The following is a 15664-nucleotide window of genomic DNA, read 5'->3' on the forward strand; positions in this document are numbered from 1 at the left end:
GTTTAGATTTAAATGACATATAATTATGAGACAAGTTTTTTACTTTTTTAAATATAGTTATGTACACAAAAAAGTTAGAGAATTATTTTCTCTAACTTTTATGCGCTAGTACTTGAAATTAAAAAGATGGTGGGGTTACTCCAAATATAACAGTGACTTTGTGTAAAGAAGTGTTTTCCCATTTATGTTTTACGTATGGTGGGATTTTAACACTATCACCTGGGTTAAGAAGTAAAACCTCATCATTTAGATATAGTTTTACTTGTCCTTCCATAACAAATGCTATTTCTTCACCTTTATGTGCCATAGGCTCCATAGAAGAAGCGGTTTGAGGTAACAGATTCATTAAAGCTAATTCCAGTGATCCATCTAAATTAGGTGATAATAACTCATACGAAACATTGCCGCTTTCAGGGAAAGTTATTTTTTTTCTTTGATTAGCTCTTACAACTAATTCTTCTGTAATGGTATCTTCTAAGAAAAAATTAAATAAAGCAATATTTAATGCTGCAGAAATTAGTTTTAGTGTTTGTAAGGATGGATTCGTGATTCCTTTCTCAATCTGACTTAACATGGAAGGTGTTATATCAGCTAATTCAGCTAACCGTTTACTAGTTAATCCAGCACCTTTTCTAAATACCATAATTTTTTCACCGATATTAATATTGTTCATATGCGTAATCCCCTTTAAATAAGTAAATAAAATTAAAATTAATGTTATTCACTTATACTAAACATGTTGTTAATATACTTAATTATAATAAAGTATGATTAATTTTCAAGCACCTGCATAGTTGTGAGAATAGTAAATAAGACGAGAAATGATTGATACTTATTTTTCCATGTGAACTATTAAGTATGATGACCTGATTATATGATTGAATTTCTGTATAAGATTTTGGGATTGACAATAATGCAATAGCGGATGGACTGGCACTTGGAATAGCATCTGGGTTTGTAGGGGAAGCAATGGAACCATTTTTATGTGGGGCATATACAGTTGGTGATAATCATTTATATAAACTATTAAAAAAAATAGTGGGTAAAGAGGTTATTTAGCTAGAACCAACAATATTAGCAGGAATGATTAGACCTATTAAATTGCATAAAGTGGGGGGAGAGGCTCTTTACAAAATAATGATTTAAAACATAAATTGAATCAAGGTACACAAATTGTATAGAGAGCAGGAGGAAGTGTGATTCCAAAAAAAGTAATGGAAGAAAATACAAGCAAACAGATTCTCAGTTAATTAAAAAGAAGTTCTAATAAATAAATAAATAAATAAATAAATGACAACATATGAGTAAACACCAATGCTTTATTATAAAATTTTTTAGGAAGTGAAAACATTATGAAATCAGCTTTAACTAACATTATAATCTCCTTGATTCTTGCAGTAGGAGGGGTCATTTCGCTTTTGTTTAATTTAATGGGAGGTCAAGATTGGATCTGGGATTGGGTAGGGTTATTACTGGCATATCTATCTTTGGGCATTTTAATAGGCTTATATAATAAAACTGTGGATCACAAAACAGTACCTAGAATATTAAAAAGAATTTTGTTTATTTCCTTTAATGCTACAGTATTAGGAATAATAATAGGGATAACATGCCAACTATTAGGAAAGGCGAATCTTACTATAATGATGTATTATTGGTTGATAATGTTATTACTACATTTCATTACTATAATAACATTAGTTATCCTAGTATTTGTACATCAAAATAGTCAAAATTACAGCCTGTTATATACATTTATTGTAATTTTAAACATTTTCCTTACCCTAGGACCAGTATTATATCCTTTGGTTCTAACTATCATAGGAAATGGCATGAATGCTAGTGCAGGACACTAATTTTTACCTATATAGATTATTAAAATAAGTAATCCAAAATTGACATTGGTTAAGTTAAAGAACTTTATAAGCTAATAGGATAATATAACTAAACAACATAAAGTGAAATAATAGGATAGAAAGAAGATTATAATATGAAAATTAAGCTTAAGAAAAAAAGAATTATAAGTGTATTGTTGGCTATTACATTAGTAGCAATAGGGTATTACATGTTTCAATCTATTACGAATCCTAAGCTGGTAAATGCGAAAGAGGCAAATAGTGTTCAACAAGTGAGCAGTCTACCTAAAAATGAATTGAAAAAATCGATACCTAATCGTTTTGATGGTAAAGAAAGAAAAGTTGCATATTTAACTTTTGATGATGGACCAGGAAAATATACAGCTAATCTATTAGATGTATTAAAGAAAAATGATGTGAAAGCAACATTCTTTTTAATTGGCGATAATGTGAAAAGGTTCCCAGATTTAGTGAAACGAGAGCATGTAGAGAACCATTATGTGGGTATGCATAGTATGACACATAATTTTAAAAAGTTATACACCAATCAGGAATATGTTAAGGAAATGAAAGAGGATCAATCTTTAATTAGAAATGTTATTGGAAACTCCCCGAAATTAACACGCCCACCATATGGATCAATGCCTGGATTAAATGAATCACTTCGAAATGAAGTGGTCGGAAATAATTTAAAAGTATGGGATTGGACAATTGACTCTCTAGATTGGAAATATAATAAACTACCTGTGGATGTAGCGGCCGCAAAAATTGTTCAAAATGTCTTAGCAGGTGCGACGTCTTCAAAGGAAATTGTTTTAATGCACGATATTCATCCACAATCTGTTGCGGCTGTTCCAGCAATTATAAAAGGATTAAAAGAAAAAGGGTATGAATTTGAAGCTTATGATGAGAACAATCATTTCCCAATAAACTTCTGGCATGATAATCGTATATAAAAAGATATGTATTAGTTAAAAGAAAATCAGAATAGAATAAGCAATTCATATAGGGTTTAAATATTTGTAAGAGCGTGTTTAGATAAATAGATGAAAACACGCTCTTTTTACCCAACTATTTTTTATTTTAGATTTAAGTATAGACTTTCTTATGTTAGAAAACTTTATCTGATTCTTTTAATGGATATAAATAATTAAAAGTCTTTTATTTTTACGCACATAATTATTTAATCATTATATAACAATGGAGTGAATTTAATTGTCATTTTTAAAAAACAGTAAAATTGGCACAACACTAAACGCAATGGTAGTTATAGCAAGTGTCTCTTGTATCATATTATCTATACTAGGATTTTGGGGCCTTAAAAAAGGGGAGCATGCTTCTACTACTATGTATGAAGATAGTTTATTACCAATCCAGTGGATAGGAGCTATAGAGTCTAATTTTTATCTGATCAATATGAATGTAAAAGAAACGATCCTATCAAAAGATGAAAAACGAATAAAGGAGCTTTTAAATGAAATAGATGTAGCTCGTACAGAAACTGATCAGTTATTAAAGAAGTTTGAGACTAGAGTTAGTTCTAGTAGAGAAAGGGAATTGTATAACACATTTTATACAATATTTAAAGAATTAAGAACACAACTGAAAAACGTGCAAGATTTGGGACAATCTAATAATGATGAAGCATATGCTTATTACCTAAAAGAGGTTGACCCTAATATGAAAAAGTCAATTCAGGCTATTCGTGAACTTATCCAATTTAATAATAATAATGCAGATCAATTACAAAAAAATAATACTGACAGTGCAACAAATACCATGATGCTATTTGTTAGTATCTCTATTATAGCAATTGCAATTGTTATTTTTATTGGCTATATCATTAAAAGTGCGATTAAACAACCAATTGTACTATTAGAAAGAGATATGGAGCGAGTATCTGAAGGTGACTTAACGATACGTACTACCTATAAATCAAATAATGAATTGGGAAGCATTGTGAAGTCTTTTAATAGTATGCTGGATAACTTACAACAATTAATTGGAGAAGTAAAAATCACAACGCAAGAGGTCATTTCTTCTACCAATGGAATGTTGCAAGATACTACACGAGCATCTCATATATCAAGAGAGGTAGTTCAAACTATATTCGAGGTTGATAAAAAAATAGAAGGACAAGTTACTAGTATTCAAGAAAGCTCTTCATCAATGGAAGAAATTGCGACTGGAGTTCAAACAGTAGCTGAATCTTCAGCAACGGTTACAGAAGTGGCTGTCACAACAACAGAACAAGTCAATTCTGGTAGTGAAGTGATAAAACAATCTATACTTCAAATGAATAGTATTCATGAGGTTGTTGAAGAAACTTCTAAAGTAATTGAGAGGCTTGTTACACGTACGCAACAAATAGATAAAGCTCTGGATGCAATCACTAATATTGCTGAACAAACAAACCTACTTGCCTTAAACGCATCAATTGAAGCTGCACGTGCTGGAGAAAACGGAAAAGGATTTGCAGTAGTGGCAGCGGAAGTTGGAAATTTAGCTGAGCAGTCTAAAACATCTGCATATGAAATCAATCATTTAATACAAGCCATTCAAAAAGATACAAAAGATACAGTTGCTGCAATGCAAAAAGGCCAACAAAAAGCTTCAGAAGGAAAAGAAACAGCTAATAAAGCAGATCAAGCATTCTCATCTATTATGTTGGCTATTAATAAAATCACTAGTCAAATTCAAGAAGTATCTGCAGCGACAGAAGAAATGTCTGCGGGTACAGAAGAAGTCAATGCCTCTATGTCGAGTGTTTCTGAAACTGCTACGCAAGTAGCTAAGGAAACAACTCAAACTGTACAGTCTATCCAATCACAAGCAGCATCAATCGAGGAGATATCGAATCAATCTAACAAAATAAAAGAAAAAGTAGAAGCATTGTCAGCATTAGTTTCAAAATTTACTATCGAGAAGCAAGACAAAGAGCAATCAAATATAATGTAAGAACAATAAAAAAGACCATCGTAACTTTGAAGTGAACCCCGAAAACGGGACACCAATCAAAAAACCTAAACCACTTGTTCCCTAAATTCTTTAGGGGATAGGTGGTTTAATTTTTCTTGAATTCGCACACAATTGTAGTAATGAATGTATTCTAGCACAATCTTTCGCACAGTTGTGTTGGATACTTTTGTTATCTTTTGTGAATAGAAAGCTTCACTTTTTAAATGACCAAAGAAGCTTTCCATGACGGCATTATCATGGCAATTTCCTCTCCGGGACATGCTGGTGATCATGCCGTTTTCTTTGGCATACGCTTGAAATTTTTTTGCTGTATAAATGCTTCCTTGATCCGAGTGAAGAAGGACATCTTTTACTTTTCGCCCTCTCATTGCTTGTTTCAATGTTTTCATCGCTAATGTCAGTGTTTGTGATTCGCTGATGACACAACTAATAATTTCACGATTAAAGGCATCCATGATCGTTGATAAATACAAGGTACGCTCTCCAAATAAGAGATACGTCACATCCGTAAACCACTTTTCATTTGGTTTGGATGCATCGAATTGGCGCTCCAATCGATGAGGGGCTACCATTGGTTCCGCACCATTGATATATTTCTTTTTCTTTCGACGCACTTTTGAAAGAATATGATTTTGTCTCATGATTCGTAATACTTTTTTATAATTGACACACAGTCCCATTTTTCGAAGAGTAGCGGTCACTCTTCGATATCCATACCGGAATTTATGCCTAAGACAGACGTCCTTTACTTTTTTTTCTATATCATCTTTCAGATCTTCCGTGCGTTGTAACCAACGATAAAATGTAGAACGGGGTAATTCTAATACGTTACACAAGTCTTTTACCGTTATTTTTGTTTGTACATTTCTCCATAAAGTAACTACAGTTTCTGGTTTCAGCCCCTTTCGATTTCCAGATACTTTCCCCATACAAGTAATTTTGTTTTTAGATGTTTATTTTCTAAACGTAGCTGTTCTAATTCACTGAGCTCTTTTGGTCCTTTTCCATAAGAATATTGTTTTCCTACAGGTTGTTGAAAGCGATACGTTTGATCTGTACGATACCATTTCATCCATGTCTTAATTTGGGAAACATTTTTAATTCCGAGTTTCTCCATAATCGCACGATTTGAATAACCGTCTTTCTTCATTTTAATGACTTTCCACTTTGTTTCTTCTGGGTAATGAACTCTTGTCTTCAAACGAAAAACACCTCCAATGAATTTGCATACTTAGTATGCGAATTCAGGAGGTGTTTTTTTCATGTACCACTATTCGGGTTCACTTCACTTTTATAAAGTACAATGGTTTTTTTATTGAATAGATGTTCTAAAAATTCTTCAGATCATTAAATACAAAAATCACATTAATTTTTGTTTTAATTTAATTGTTAATAGAACAGTAGATGTATTTCTAATAAAGTCCTTTGAAAAATAATATAGTTGTTTAATTCTTATTGAACTAACGGTGCAGGATAGTTGAATAAGGATGATGATATACTTAAGGGGGAATGTACTTTATTTTATAATTTATGAGGTGGAAAATGGACTCTTTAGAATTAAACAAATCTAAATATATTGTCTCTAATATCAAAGAAATTTTGCATAAAAAGCTTATTCTTGATAAACCGTTAACTAAAGATGAAGTAAAAAAATTAAACCTAGTGAATCCCCCTGTATACGAAAATGAGAAGTATCTCATGCAAAAACGGTGGTTTTATAGTATTAATATCGGGGAATGGGAAGATGTGGATATTAATATTCAAGGGAATAATGAAAATCCCGATGTGGAGATCATCGAAATGGCGGAAAAAACATTGAATGAACTCCATCTACATATAAGCTGTGCATTAAAATATTTACAGAAATTCTTCCCTAATCAAGAAATGAAGAACTACTATCTATCCACAATATGTTTTGGAAAGATGGTTAATTTTGACGATTATATATTTTCTGGGTTTAGTTTAGCTTTTATTTATGATGGTCACTTTGAGTTTCAATATAAAGTAAAATTTAAAGACGATGGATGGCCTATTGGTTTTGAAGGTGGGCCACTTTAATAATAGATAATTTTTTCTTATGGAATAAAAATATTAATTAAATTTGTTACAGAATAGATAGGCATCTTATGATGCCTTTTCTTTATAAATAAAAGTAACGTAGTATTTAAACCTATACGTTCACACAAGATTAAATGTATTTAGTTCTGTAAATCTGTAAAATTTTAGTTTGGATTTTCTTGGCCCAATCAAGTACCAAAAATGAAAGTTTAGACTTTCTTGTCTAAATAGTTTAGAGTTTCATGTCCTTATTGTACAAAGACATGAAAGCAGGAACTGATTTTATAGTGTATAATGCTGAATTATCTACAGATACATCTCATGTAGTACCCATTTTCTTGTCTGCATATGGAGACAAGAAAATGGGTACTTCTTTAAAAAGAGACACCAAAGTGGGTACTTTGTAAAAATAGCAAATACTAAATAGATGTGAAGTTGAAATCCAGTTCTATATTAGTAACAAAAATATTCATGAAGGATTTACTTTCTTATCTCATTAGCAGGACATGAGAGTTTAAACTTCTTTTAATTTTTCCCATTCTTATCTTGATAGGTATAGGAAAGGATTCCACAAACACCAAACAAGCTTGACAACAAGAGATTACAAGTGTAATATTCAATTGTGGATTACAAACGTAATCAAAGGAGGGTGTAATTTAAACTAATGAAAGAATTACCTAAAATTTCGGAAGCTGAATTAGAAATAATGAAAGTATTGTGGTCAAACTCTCCACAAACGGCAAATGAAGTCATTGAAGCGTTGGAGGTAAAAATGGATTGGAAACCGAAAACGATTCGAACACTGATTAATCGATTAGTTCACAAAGAAGCAGTGGCTTATCATCAAGATAAAGGGCGTTTGTACTCTTATTATCCTTTGGTATCGCAAGATAGTTATTTACAAGTAGAAACGAAATCTTTACTTAAACGTTTCTATGGTGCAGCATTTAAACCTTTACTTGTAAATTTCTTAAAAGAAGAAAAGCTGTCTTCAGAAGATATTAACGAACTTAAACGTATTCTGGATGAGAAAACTGAGGAAAATCAGAGGAAGGATAGATTATAGTGATAGAAAAATTTATAAATATCTATCTACCTGCTTTTTTTGATTGGATGATTGAGACTTCCATTATGGCTAGTATATTAGTGGGTCTAATCTTGTGTATCAAGGTCTTGTTTAGAAATAAGTTAACTCCACGTTGGCAATATATGCTATGGATCATATTAATTCTAAGACTTGTATTACCTTGGTCGCCAGATAGTTCTTATAGTATCTACTCTGTACTTACTTACAAGAATAATGATGCATTTATTTCTAGCCAAAACCCTGTAGCTAATTTTCTTACAAAAGAACGTATGCAAGAATTAAAAGATATAGACGATACAAAGGTCCTCACAAAAGAAGATACTTATACCTCAAGTTCAACAAAAACTGCTCAGGCAAACAAGACACAAACAGGCATGAATGAAAAGCAGGATGATAAGACGATTTCATTCTATACAATCTTTATGTACATTTGGCTTACTGGCGTTATCCTTCTAAGCGTTGCTACTTTTATAATGAACAGGCGTTTATTACTTTACATAAAAAAACAACCTATTATTACAGACGAGAAGATTGTCCAGATTTTTGAAAAGTGTAAGCAATCTATGTCTATTCAACGGAATATCCCTCTATTTGTATCTGGAAAGGTTTCCAGTCCAACAGTGTTCCGATTTATTCGTCCCAAGTTGTTATTGTCAACTGTACATATGGAGATATTAGATGAACAACAGTTACGATATATTTTTTATCATGAATTAGCTCACATCAAGCGAAGAGATGTTGGTGTGAACTGGCTTATGCATGGCTTACTCATTTTAAATTGGTTTAATCCCATTCTATGGTATGCCTACTCATGTATGCGGGAAGATCAAGAACTAGCATGCGATGCATTAGCTCTTACATGTATAGATTCAGAGGAACAAATTGCGTATGGACATACTATTATTAGTCTATTGGAACACTACTCAAGTTATTATCAAGTACCAAGTATAGCAAATTTTAGTAAAAACAAGAGAGCGTTAAAAAGGAGAATTCTAATGATTAAAAAATTCCAAAAAAAATCATATCGTTGGTCTGCGATAGGGGCTGTGGCAGTGATTGCAGTATCATCTGTATCCTTATTAAACGCCCGTGCTGATCAGCCGACTAACCCTGAGAAACAACAATTAGAAGTGAAAAATAATATGAAAGAATTAAAAACACAAACCGATATTCCTATACAGCAAATTGTAGAAAAAATGATTGGTACAAAAGAACAGGCAAATGCAGAATTTTTTATTTCAGAGGGAGATTATAATACTTTACTTACAGAACTTGGGGTGGCACGAAATCTGTTTACGAAAGAAGAATTTGAACGATTTATTGATTTAGAAACAGTGGCATCTACTTTAGGTAGAAAAGAAAAGTTAGACCCAGAAGAGGAAAAAAAATATGAGAAAAACAGTGAAGAAATTGGACCATTTAGAGATAAAATTTATTCGCATTTTAGATTAACTAAAAAGGAAGCACAGAAATATCTTGATTTTCCAATTAAGACCCCAAGTTATGTGGTAAAAGGGTATAAATTAACTGGACAAGATGTTCAAACACCGATGACTACTGAAAAAATGAATCCCACTATTGTTTCTCAATATCAAAATGAAGATAATGTGTATTTTGTGTACCAAACTGCAGATACTGATCAGGGAGAAAATTTGTCGAACAAAGTAACGGAGTATAATGAAAAGGTAACAAATTATGAATTAGAAGGTGCAAAAATAAGCTTAAAAGAAAGTCTCGATACAGAGGAACACTATAAATTCATGCAAATGATTGTTCCTGCAAAAGGAAAGAATAGCGCTTATCAAGTCATAATTCTTGCAGGTGATTTAAGTAAAGAAGAAACAGAGAAAGTTATGCTGTCCTTTCTAAAATAAAAATAGAGTCTCAGGATCCCGTTCTTGAGGCTATATTTTTTAGCTTAAACGAAACTTATAAGTGGGAAGAGAAATTAGTATAGTCTATATAATAAAAAAGTAAAATGATATTTAGTTTTGCTAGCTTGATTGAGGTGGATAAAAAATAACAATTTAAAACATAAATTGAATCTAGGTAGGTATATTGTATGGAGAACAGGAGGGAGTATGGTTCAAAAAGAAGTAATGGAAGAATACTAGCAAATGGTGATGTATTTTAACACTATCACCTGGATTGAGAAGTAAAACCTCATCATTTAGATATAGTTTTACGTGCCCTTTTATAATAAATGCTATTTCTTCACCTTTATGTGCCACAGGCTCCATAGATGAAGCGGTTTGAGGTAGCAGATTGATTAAAGCCAATTCCAGTGATCCATTGCTCAATCTTACTTAACATGGAAGGCGTTGTATCAGCTATTTCAGCTAAATGTTTACTAGTTAATCCTGCACCTTTTCGAAATGCCATAATTTTTTGAACAACATTAATATTGTTCATATAAATAATCTCCATTAAATGAGTGGAGTATATTAAATTAAAATTAATTTTATTTACTTATACTTAATATAATGTTAATATATATTTAATTAAAATAAATTAAGATTAATTTTCAAACTGTCAACTGATGCGAAAACGTGGAAAAAAATCTACTTAGAAGTAAAGGGATTACTGTTATTGAATATACAACAGACTATAGTAAAGCGATAGAAAAAGAAGAATACAAGCTAATAATGTATTCTTAAGTTTTTAAAGGACGTGAAATGAACATGAAACCAGTTTTAAAATATATAATTATTTCCCTTGTTTTTTCAATAGTAGGGGTGTGTTGGGCGCTGTTTGACATCTTTATGTTAGATGCAGACTGGCTATTGATTTGGATAGGTGTATTAATGGCATATCTATCGTTGTATATTGTGATAGGTCTATATAGCAGAAAAACGTACGACTCAAAATTGACTAAAGTGCTTCTAAAAACAATAATTACAACCTTTAGTTTTGGAGCATTAGGAATATCATTCGGAGTTGTGCACGAGATATTAGGACCATTGAGTCTTACTTTAATGACATGGTATTGGTTTATAATGATATTTTTATATTTAATACCCATAATATTATTATCGATTTTAGTATTGGTAAATAGTAAAAATCATAATTTCCCTGGGGTATATAGTATACTTATAATTCTAAATATACTTCTTACGTTATGGCCGTTATTATGGCCATTATTTATTAATTTTATGGGATCTGCTATGAATGCAAGTGCAGGATGGTAGCAACTCACAAATTATAAAAGGATTAAAATAAAGAGGTTATGAATTTGAAGCTTATAACCGAATATAAAAAAGGATGAATAAGTTAAATGAATGGAATAAGAAATTAATATAGGGTTTAAATATTGGTAAGAGTGTGTTTAGCTAAATATATAACAACACGCTCTTTTAACTGGCTATTTTTTATTATTTAAATTTTTAAAAATAATATTGATTAAATGAAAAGAGAGTTTTGCTCTCTTTTTTTGCATTTCAGCAAAACCTAATTAAATGTGAAGTGAAAATTCATTTGGAATTTATATTAGTAACGAAAGATATTCAAGAAGTATCTACTTTCGTGTCTAAAAAATATCCATTTTCATGTCTTTCTACAACTGTAGAAAGACATGAAAATCTAAACTACAATCTCATGAACAATCGTTGATAAATAACCATTATCATAAATTTTTTAGGTACTTTCATGTCTCAATAACGGGACATGAAAGTCTAAACTTTTTGAACATAGGACAAGAAACTCTAAACTACTTAGCCAATAATAATACAATAAAAAGAAAGTAAACTTTTACCCAAAAGTTTACTTTCTTTCAATCACTGTGTTTATAACATTTCTTCATATTTCGAATAAATATCCAAAAAAGGATACATTCAAAACACTGTTATTTTGGTTATTATGAACAATTGCTACTTTTACATAAAAACCAGTCGAACAGCTTAAGAATTATATTCACGTGTCCGATTAACTAAAATGATTTATCAAATCAAAAAAGAGAGTGAGGCAGATGAAAATAAAATTCAGAGTTGGTAAGTTGAAAGTGTATTTCGAGATTAACAGAGCTACATTTAAATTAATAGACGAGTTAATAATGAGGTCGCGCCAACTAAACGCGAACTTCGTATGCTAAGGAATTTCTAAGTTAAAAACCTGGGTTTTACCGTACGTTAACAAATTTCCATAAACGACATTTAATGTTTGTTATGGGATTTTGTTTTTAGTAATGAGTTTAAGAACTGGTTTTTGGCCGTATTTCTTTCAGATATCATCCTTTATTTATTATATATAGTTTGGAAAAATTACCATTTACACACAATCAGTATTAGTGTATTATTCATCTAGTACACTAATACTGAGGAGGGAAGAAATGGAAATTGATTTTTCTCCTAATATCCCGATTTATATTCAGGTAATGGAATACATAAAAGAGGAAATTGTAACAGGTCGTTTAGCACCGGGTGATAAAATCCCAGCTGTACGTGAACTAGCCAGTGAATTACAAGTGAATCCCAATACGATTCAACGCACATTTCAAGAGCTAGAACGAGAAGGTATTGCTGTGACACGAAGAGGAACAGGGAGATTTGTAACGAGTGAAGGAGAAAAGATTACTGAACTACGCAAAGAAATGGCAACAGAGTTGCTTGATAATTTTATAAATGGAATGGACAATTTAGGATTTACGAAAGAAGAAATTCTTCCAATCCTCCATTCTTCATTAGAAAAGAAAAGGAAGGAAAACGAATGACAGAGTTATTAAAAGTTGAAAATCTGTGGAAAAGATATAACTTAAAAACAGTGCTTCAAGGTTTAAGTGTAACAATTTCTGAAGGGAAAATTATTGGTCTTGTTGGTGATAATGGTAGCGGAAAAACGACATTATTAAAAATGATTGCTGGTTTGCGTTATCCTTCTAAAGGAACTGTCACAATTGAAGGTCAGAAGGTAGGAATAGAAACAAAGAAAACTGTTTCATTTATGCCTGATAGTCCTGTTTTTGACGAGTGGATGACGATAAAAGATGCTGTAGTTTTCTATCGGGATTTTTATAGTGATTTTGATTTTCATCAAGCAATGGACTTAATAGCTGAGTTTAAAATGCCATTAGAAGAGCATATAGTTGCTTTATCAAAAGGTGAAGTGGAAAAATTACAACTTATCTTAACTTTCTCCAGGAAGGCAAAGTTATATATATTAGATGAGCCATTGGGTGGAATTGATCTTGTTTCTAGAAAACATGTACTAGATTTAATTCTTAAATTTTACCGAGAAGATTGTACCATTCTCATTTCAACTCATTTAATAGAAGAAATCGAAAATATATTTGATGAAGTAATCTTTTTAAAAGACGGAACTATTATATTACATGAAAACGTAGAGGAAATTCGTTTTCATCACGGGAAAGCAGTACATGAGTTATTTAGGGAGGTATTTGAGCAATGAACCCACTTTTTCTCTATTTATATAAGTGCAATAGAAAAAAAATAGCAGTCTTTTATTCTGGTTTTATTATCATTTCTTTACTCCTTTTATTTAGTACGATAGGACTCTCAAGGGTACTACCTCCGTTTATAAAGGATTTAGTATTACTCATATACCTAATAATAATTGGTATAGCTGCATTTTTACTTCTTCTAATAGCGCTGCCTTCTTTCAATAAAATATTAAAAAATTCTATGATTCGTTATACAGCCTTCCCAACCCGAAAATATATATATACGAATTTATTATTTTTTACATTAATGTTTATTATTTTATTAGGTATAGGCTTAATTTTTTCATATTATTTTTCACAAAGTCTTTATGATGGAAAAGTAATTGATTATAATCCGAGTCTTTATGGTGGGGAAGTAACCGGAGAATTTCGACAAGAATATCACAAGTTGTATAGTTACGGAATCTTCCACCACATATTTGCTTTTCTTTTATGGGGAATCGATTTCATGAGTATCCTTATTTCTTGTTATTTTATCATAGCCATTATAAGGCTGTTTCCAGTGAAGTCATGGATGAGTAAAATAATTTTATTCATCATTTTCGTTGCTATCTTTTCAACAATACAAACAATAGTAATGAATGTGTTAAGTAAATTAGAGAAATATGCAGTTACTATTAAAAGTTCTGGGTTCATGGATAAGAATGATTTTTTTGATACATCATTTTACCCTATTGAAGATTTCACTATTTTGGGTCTATGTTTTACTTGCTTGTTAATAATTGTACTCGTAGCGATTACAGGTCGCATTATCAATAAGAAATTAGAGATATAAAAAATCACTTTATAAGTAAAAGATATTTTGGGAGGAAAGCATGAGAACATCTAATCCAATGTTAAAAAAAGACAAATTCCATGAAGAGAAGACAAGTGCTTCTACGATGACAATAGGTGGAACGATAGGAAAAACATTCATTTTGCTTATCTTACTTCTTGGAGCGTCTGTCTATTCCTACGTACAGATGACACAAGGGACAATGAAAATACCCGTGTTAATTGGAATTATAATAGTTACTCTAATTGTCGCTTTTGTGGTTATATTCATTCCGTGCATATCCCCAATTTGCGCACCGATTTACGTAATATTACAAGGGGTTTTATTAGGAAGTATTTCAGCATATTATACAATGCGCTTTGGTGATTCTATCGCTTTAACTGCCGTATTACTAACAATTTCGATTTTATTTTCCATGTTAGTGTTATACGCAACTCGAATAGTAAAAGTAACTAAAAAGTTTCGTGCGGTTGTAACGGTTGCAACACTTGGAATTTTTATTATGTATTTTATTGTTTTCTTATTGAGCATCTTAGGGGTGACTGTTCCATATATTCATCAAGGTGGGACAATTAGTATTATCATAAGTGCAATTGTAATTGTTGTTGCTGCATTCGATTTATTACTAGATTTTGATTCAATTGAACATGGTACTCATAGTGGAGCACCAAAGTATATGGAATGGTACAGCGCAGTAGGACTTATGATGACATTAGTATGGTTATACCTAGAGATCCTTCGTCTGGTTTCTTACATTATGAAAAACAAAGACTAGAAAACATCCTGCATGGTTCAAACATGCAGGATGTTTTTGTATTTCGTAGTATCAATTAGGTCACGTTAGTCAGTGGAGAATGTATGAAGATGCTTTACAACAACTTCAACTCATACCTATAACCTTTCAGCCGCTCTTTTCTATAATCTTCTTTCGACCATTACACACAAATTAATAGTAAAAAACTTTTTCCCCCTTAGCTTACAGGAAAGCAGCTTTTTCTACGTAAAAAATTGCTTAGCGTACGAAATTCGCGTTTTGTTGGTGCTACCCCATCGCTATCAAGCTAAAGAAGTAGGTCACCCCCAAAAAGAGAAAATATGTTAAATTCTCATAGATAATTATCTTATATTAATTACATAATTAAGTGTGATATTATAATATAAAGATACTATATTTAAAGGGGGATTCAAATTGGTTAAAAACTTACCTTTACTAATAGTGATTTTAATACTAGGTATAAGTTCTTCTACATTAAGCACGAACGGATACTTTTCTCCAGTTATAGAAGGGTCTTTAATGATTATAAGTATTATTTTAAACATTACTGCAGTGATAGGTTTATCACTGCACGTCCTTGTATATCAACCTATGAAAAGATTTGATAAAAATTTAAAAGAGACCTTCAAATAAAATAATTATATTTAAGGTAACACTACATCGCCATCGAGCTAAAAAATGT

15 protein-coding genes and 1 pseudogene are annotated in these 15664 nt (G+C 31.3%); 13 read left to right on the forward strand and 3 right to left on the reverse strand.

The features are described from left to right. Positions 1–118 precede the first annotated feature (118 nt). On the reverse strand, positions 119–673 hold the full coding sequence (locus N2V92_RS16055) for a helix-turn-helix domain-containing protein (protein WP_170265104.1): 555 nt from the start codon (positions 671–673) through the stop codon (positions 119–121). A 679-nt stretch (positions 674–1352) separates the two neighbouring features. On the opposite strand from N2V92_RS16055, the gene N2V92_RS16060 reads away from it, so the two are divergent. From N2V92_RS16060 to N2V92_RS16070, 3 genes are all read left to right on the forward strand, one after another. Next, positions 1353–1856 (forward strand): DUF3902 family protein, encoded by a 504-nt coding sequence (locus tag N2V92_RS16060; RefSeq protein ID WP_340864327.1) that lies wholly within the window; start codon positions 1353–1355, stop codon positions 1854–1856. Between the two features lie 134 nt (positions 1857–1990). After that, on the forward strand, positions 1991–2812 hold the full coding sequence (locus tag N2V92_RS16065; protein ID WP_340864329.1) for a peptidoglycan-N-acetylglucosamine deacetylase: 822 nt from the start codon (positions 1991–1993) through the stop codon (positions 2810–2812). 259 nt (positions 2813–3071) lie between these two features. Beyond that, positions 3072–4814: a methyl-accepting chemotaxis protein gene (locus tag N2V92_RS16070; RefSeq protein ID WP_000008933.1), complete on the forward strand. Its 1743-nt coding sequence runs from the start codon at positions 3072–3074 to the stop codon at positions 4812–4814. Positions 4815–4879: 65 nt separating this feature from the next. Here the strand turns inward: N2V92_RS16070 and N2V92_RS16075 are convergent. Continuing rightward, positions 4880–6036 (reverse strand): IS3 family transposase gene (locus N2V92_RS16075; RefSeq protein WP_127725919.1). Its coding sequence is split into 2 segments (ribosomal slippage): positions 4880–5784 and positions 5784–6036, totalling 1158 coding nucleotides; the frame shifts between segments, so codons are not numbered across the junction. Positions 6037–6377: 341 nt separating this feature from the next. Here N2V92_RS16075 and N2V92_RS16080 point away from each other — a divergent pair. The 3 genes from N2V92_RS16080 to N2V92_RS16090 all read left to right on the forward strand — a co-directional run bounded on the left by N2V92_RS16080 (position 6378) and on the right by N2V92_RS16090 (position 9854). Further along, positions 6378–6893, forward strand: coding sequence for a hypothetical protein (locus N2V92_RS16080; protein ID WP_003281110.1), 516 nt, complete (start codon positions 6378–6380; stop codon positions 6891–6893). 664 nt (positions 6894–7557) lie between these two features. Continuing rightward, complete coding sequence (locus N2V92_RS16085; RefSeq protein WP_016077350.1) at positions 7558–7959, forward strand: BlaI/MecI/CopY family transcriptional regulator; 402 nt, start codon at positions 7558–7560, stop codon at positions 7957–7959. Continuing rightward, positions 7959–9854 (forward strand): M56 family metallopeptidase, encoded by a 1896-nt coding sequence (locus N2V92_RS16090; RefSeq protein ID WP_000570339.1) that lies wholly within the window; start codon positions 7959–7961, stop codon positions 9852–9854. Before N2V92_RS16085 ends, N2V92_RS16090 begins: the two co-directional genes overlap by 1 nt. Positions 9855–10106: 252 nt before the next feature. Here N2V92_RS16090 and N2V92_RS16095 read toward each other — a convergent pair. Further along, positions 10107–10392: pseudogene (locus N2V92_RS16095) on the reverse strand (cupin domain-containing protein); the annotation flags it as partial. A gap of 269 nt (positions 10393–10661) precedes the next feature. On the opposite strand from N2V92_RS16095, the gene N2V92_RS16100 reads away from it, so the two are divergent. From N2V92_RS16100 to N2V92_RS16130, 7 genes are all read left to right on the forward strand, one after another. Continuing rightward, entirely contained in the window at positions 10662–11168 is a 507-nt protein-coding gene (locus tag N2V92_RS16100; RefSeq protein ID WP_000805764.1) for a DUF3902 family protein, read from the forward strand. 286 nt (positions 11169–11454) lie between these two features. After that, positions 11455–11589 carry a hypothetical protein gene (locus N2V92_RS16105; RefSeq protein WP_255254349.1) on the forward strand — a complete coding sequence of 45 codons (135 nt, stop codon included), beginning with the start codon at positions 11455–11457 and terminating at the stop codon, positions 11587–11589. Positions 11590–12304: 715 nt separating this feature from the next. Beyond that, entirely contained in the window at positions 12305–12685 is a 381-nt protein-coding gene (locus tag N2V92_RS16110; protein WP_000401819.1) for a GntR family transcriptional regulator, read from the forward strand. After that, the gene (locus N2V92_RS16115) at positions 12682–13380 is read left to right on the forward strand and encodes an ABC transporter ATP-binding protein (RefSeq protein WP_000137767.1); all 699 of its coding nucleotides are present in this window, start codon (positions 12682–12684) and stop codon (positions 13378–13380) included. Before N2V92_RS16110 ends, N2V92_RS16115 begins: the two co-directional genes overlap by 4 nt. Then, positions 13377–14207 (forward strand): hypothetical protein, encoded by an 831-nt coding sequence (locus N2V92_RS16120; protein ID WP_016077351.1) that lies wholly within the window; start codon positions 13377–13379, stop codon positions 14205–14207. Before N2V92_RS16115 ends, N2V92_RS16120 begins: the two co-directional genes overlap by 4 nt. Before the next feature lie 40 nt (positions 14208–14247). Further along, entirely contained in the window at positions 14248–14982 is a 735-nt protein-coding gene (locus N2V92_RS16125; RefSeq protein ID WP_016077352.1) for a Bax inhibitor-1/YccA family protein, read from the forward strand. 414 nt (positions 14983–15396) lie between these two features. Beyond that, entirely contained in the window at positions 15397–15615 is a 219-nt protein-coding gene (locus N2V92_RS16130; protein WP_000240382.1) for a hypothetical protein, read from the forward strand. Positions 15616–15664 lie beyond the last annotated feature (49 nt).

Origin of the sequence: Bacillus sp. CH_48 (assembly GCF_038008465.1) — a bacterium.
GTDB lineage: Bacteria > Bacillota > Bacilli > Bacillales > Bacillaceae_G > Bacillus_A > Bacillus_A thuringiensis_S.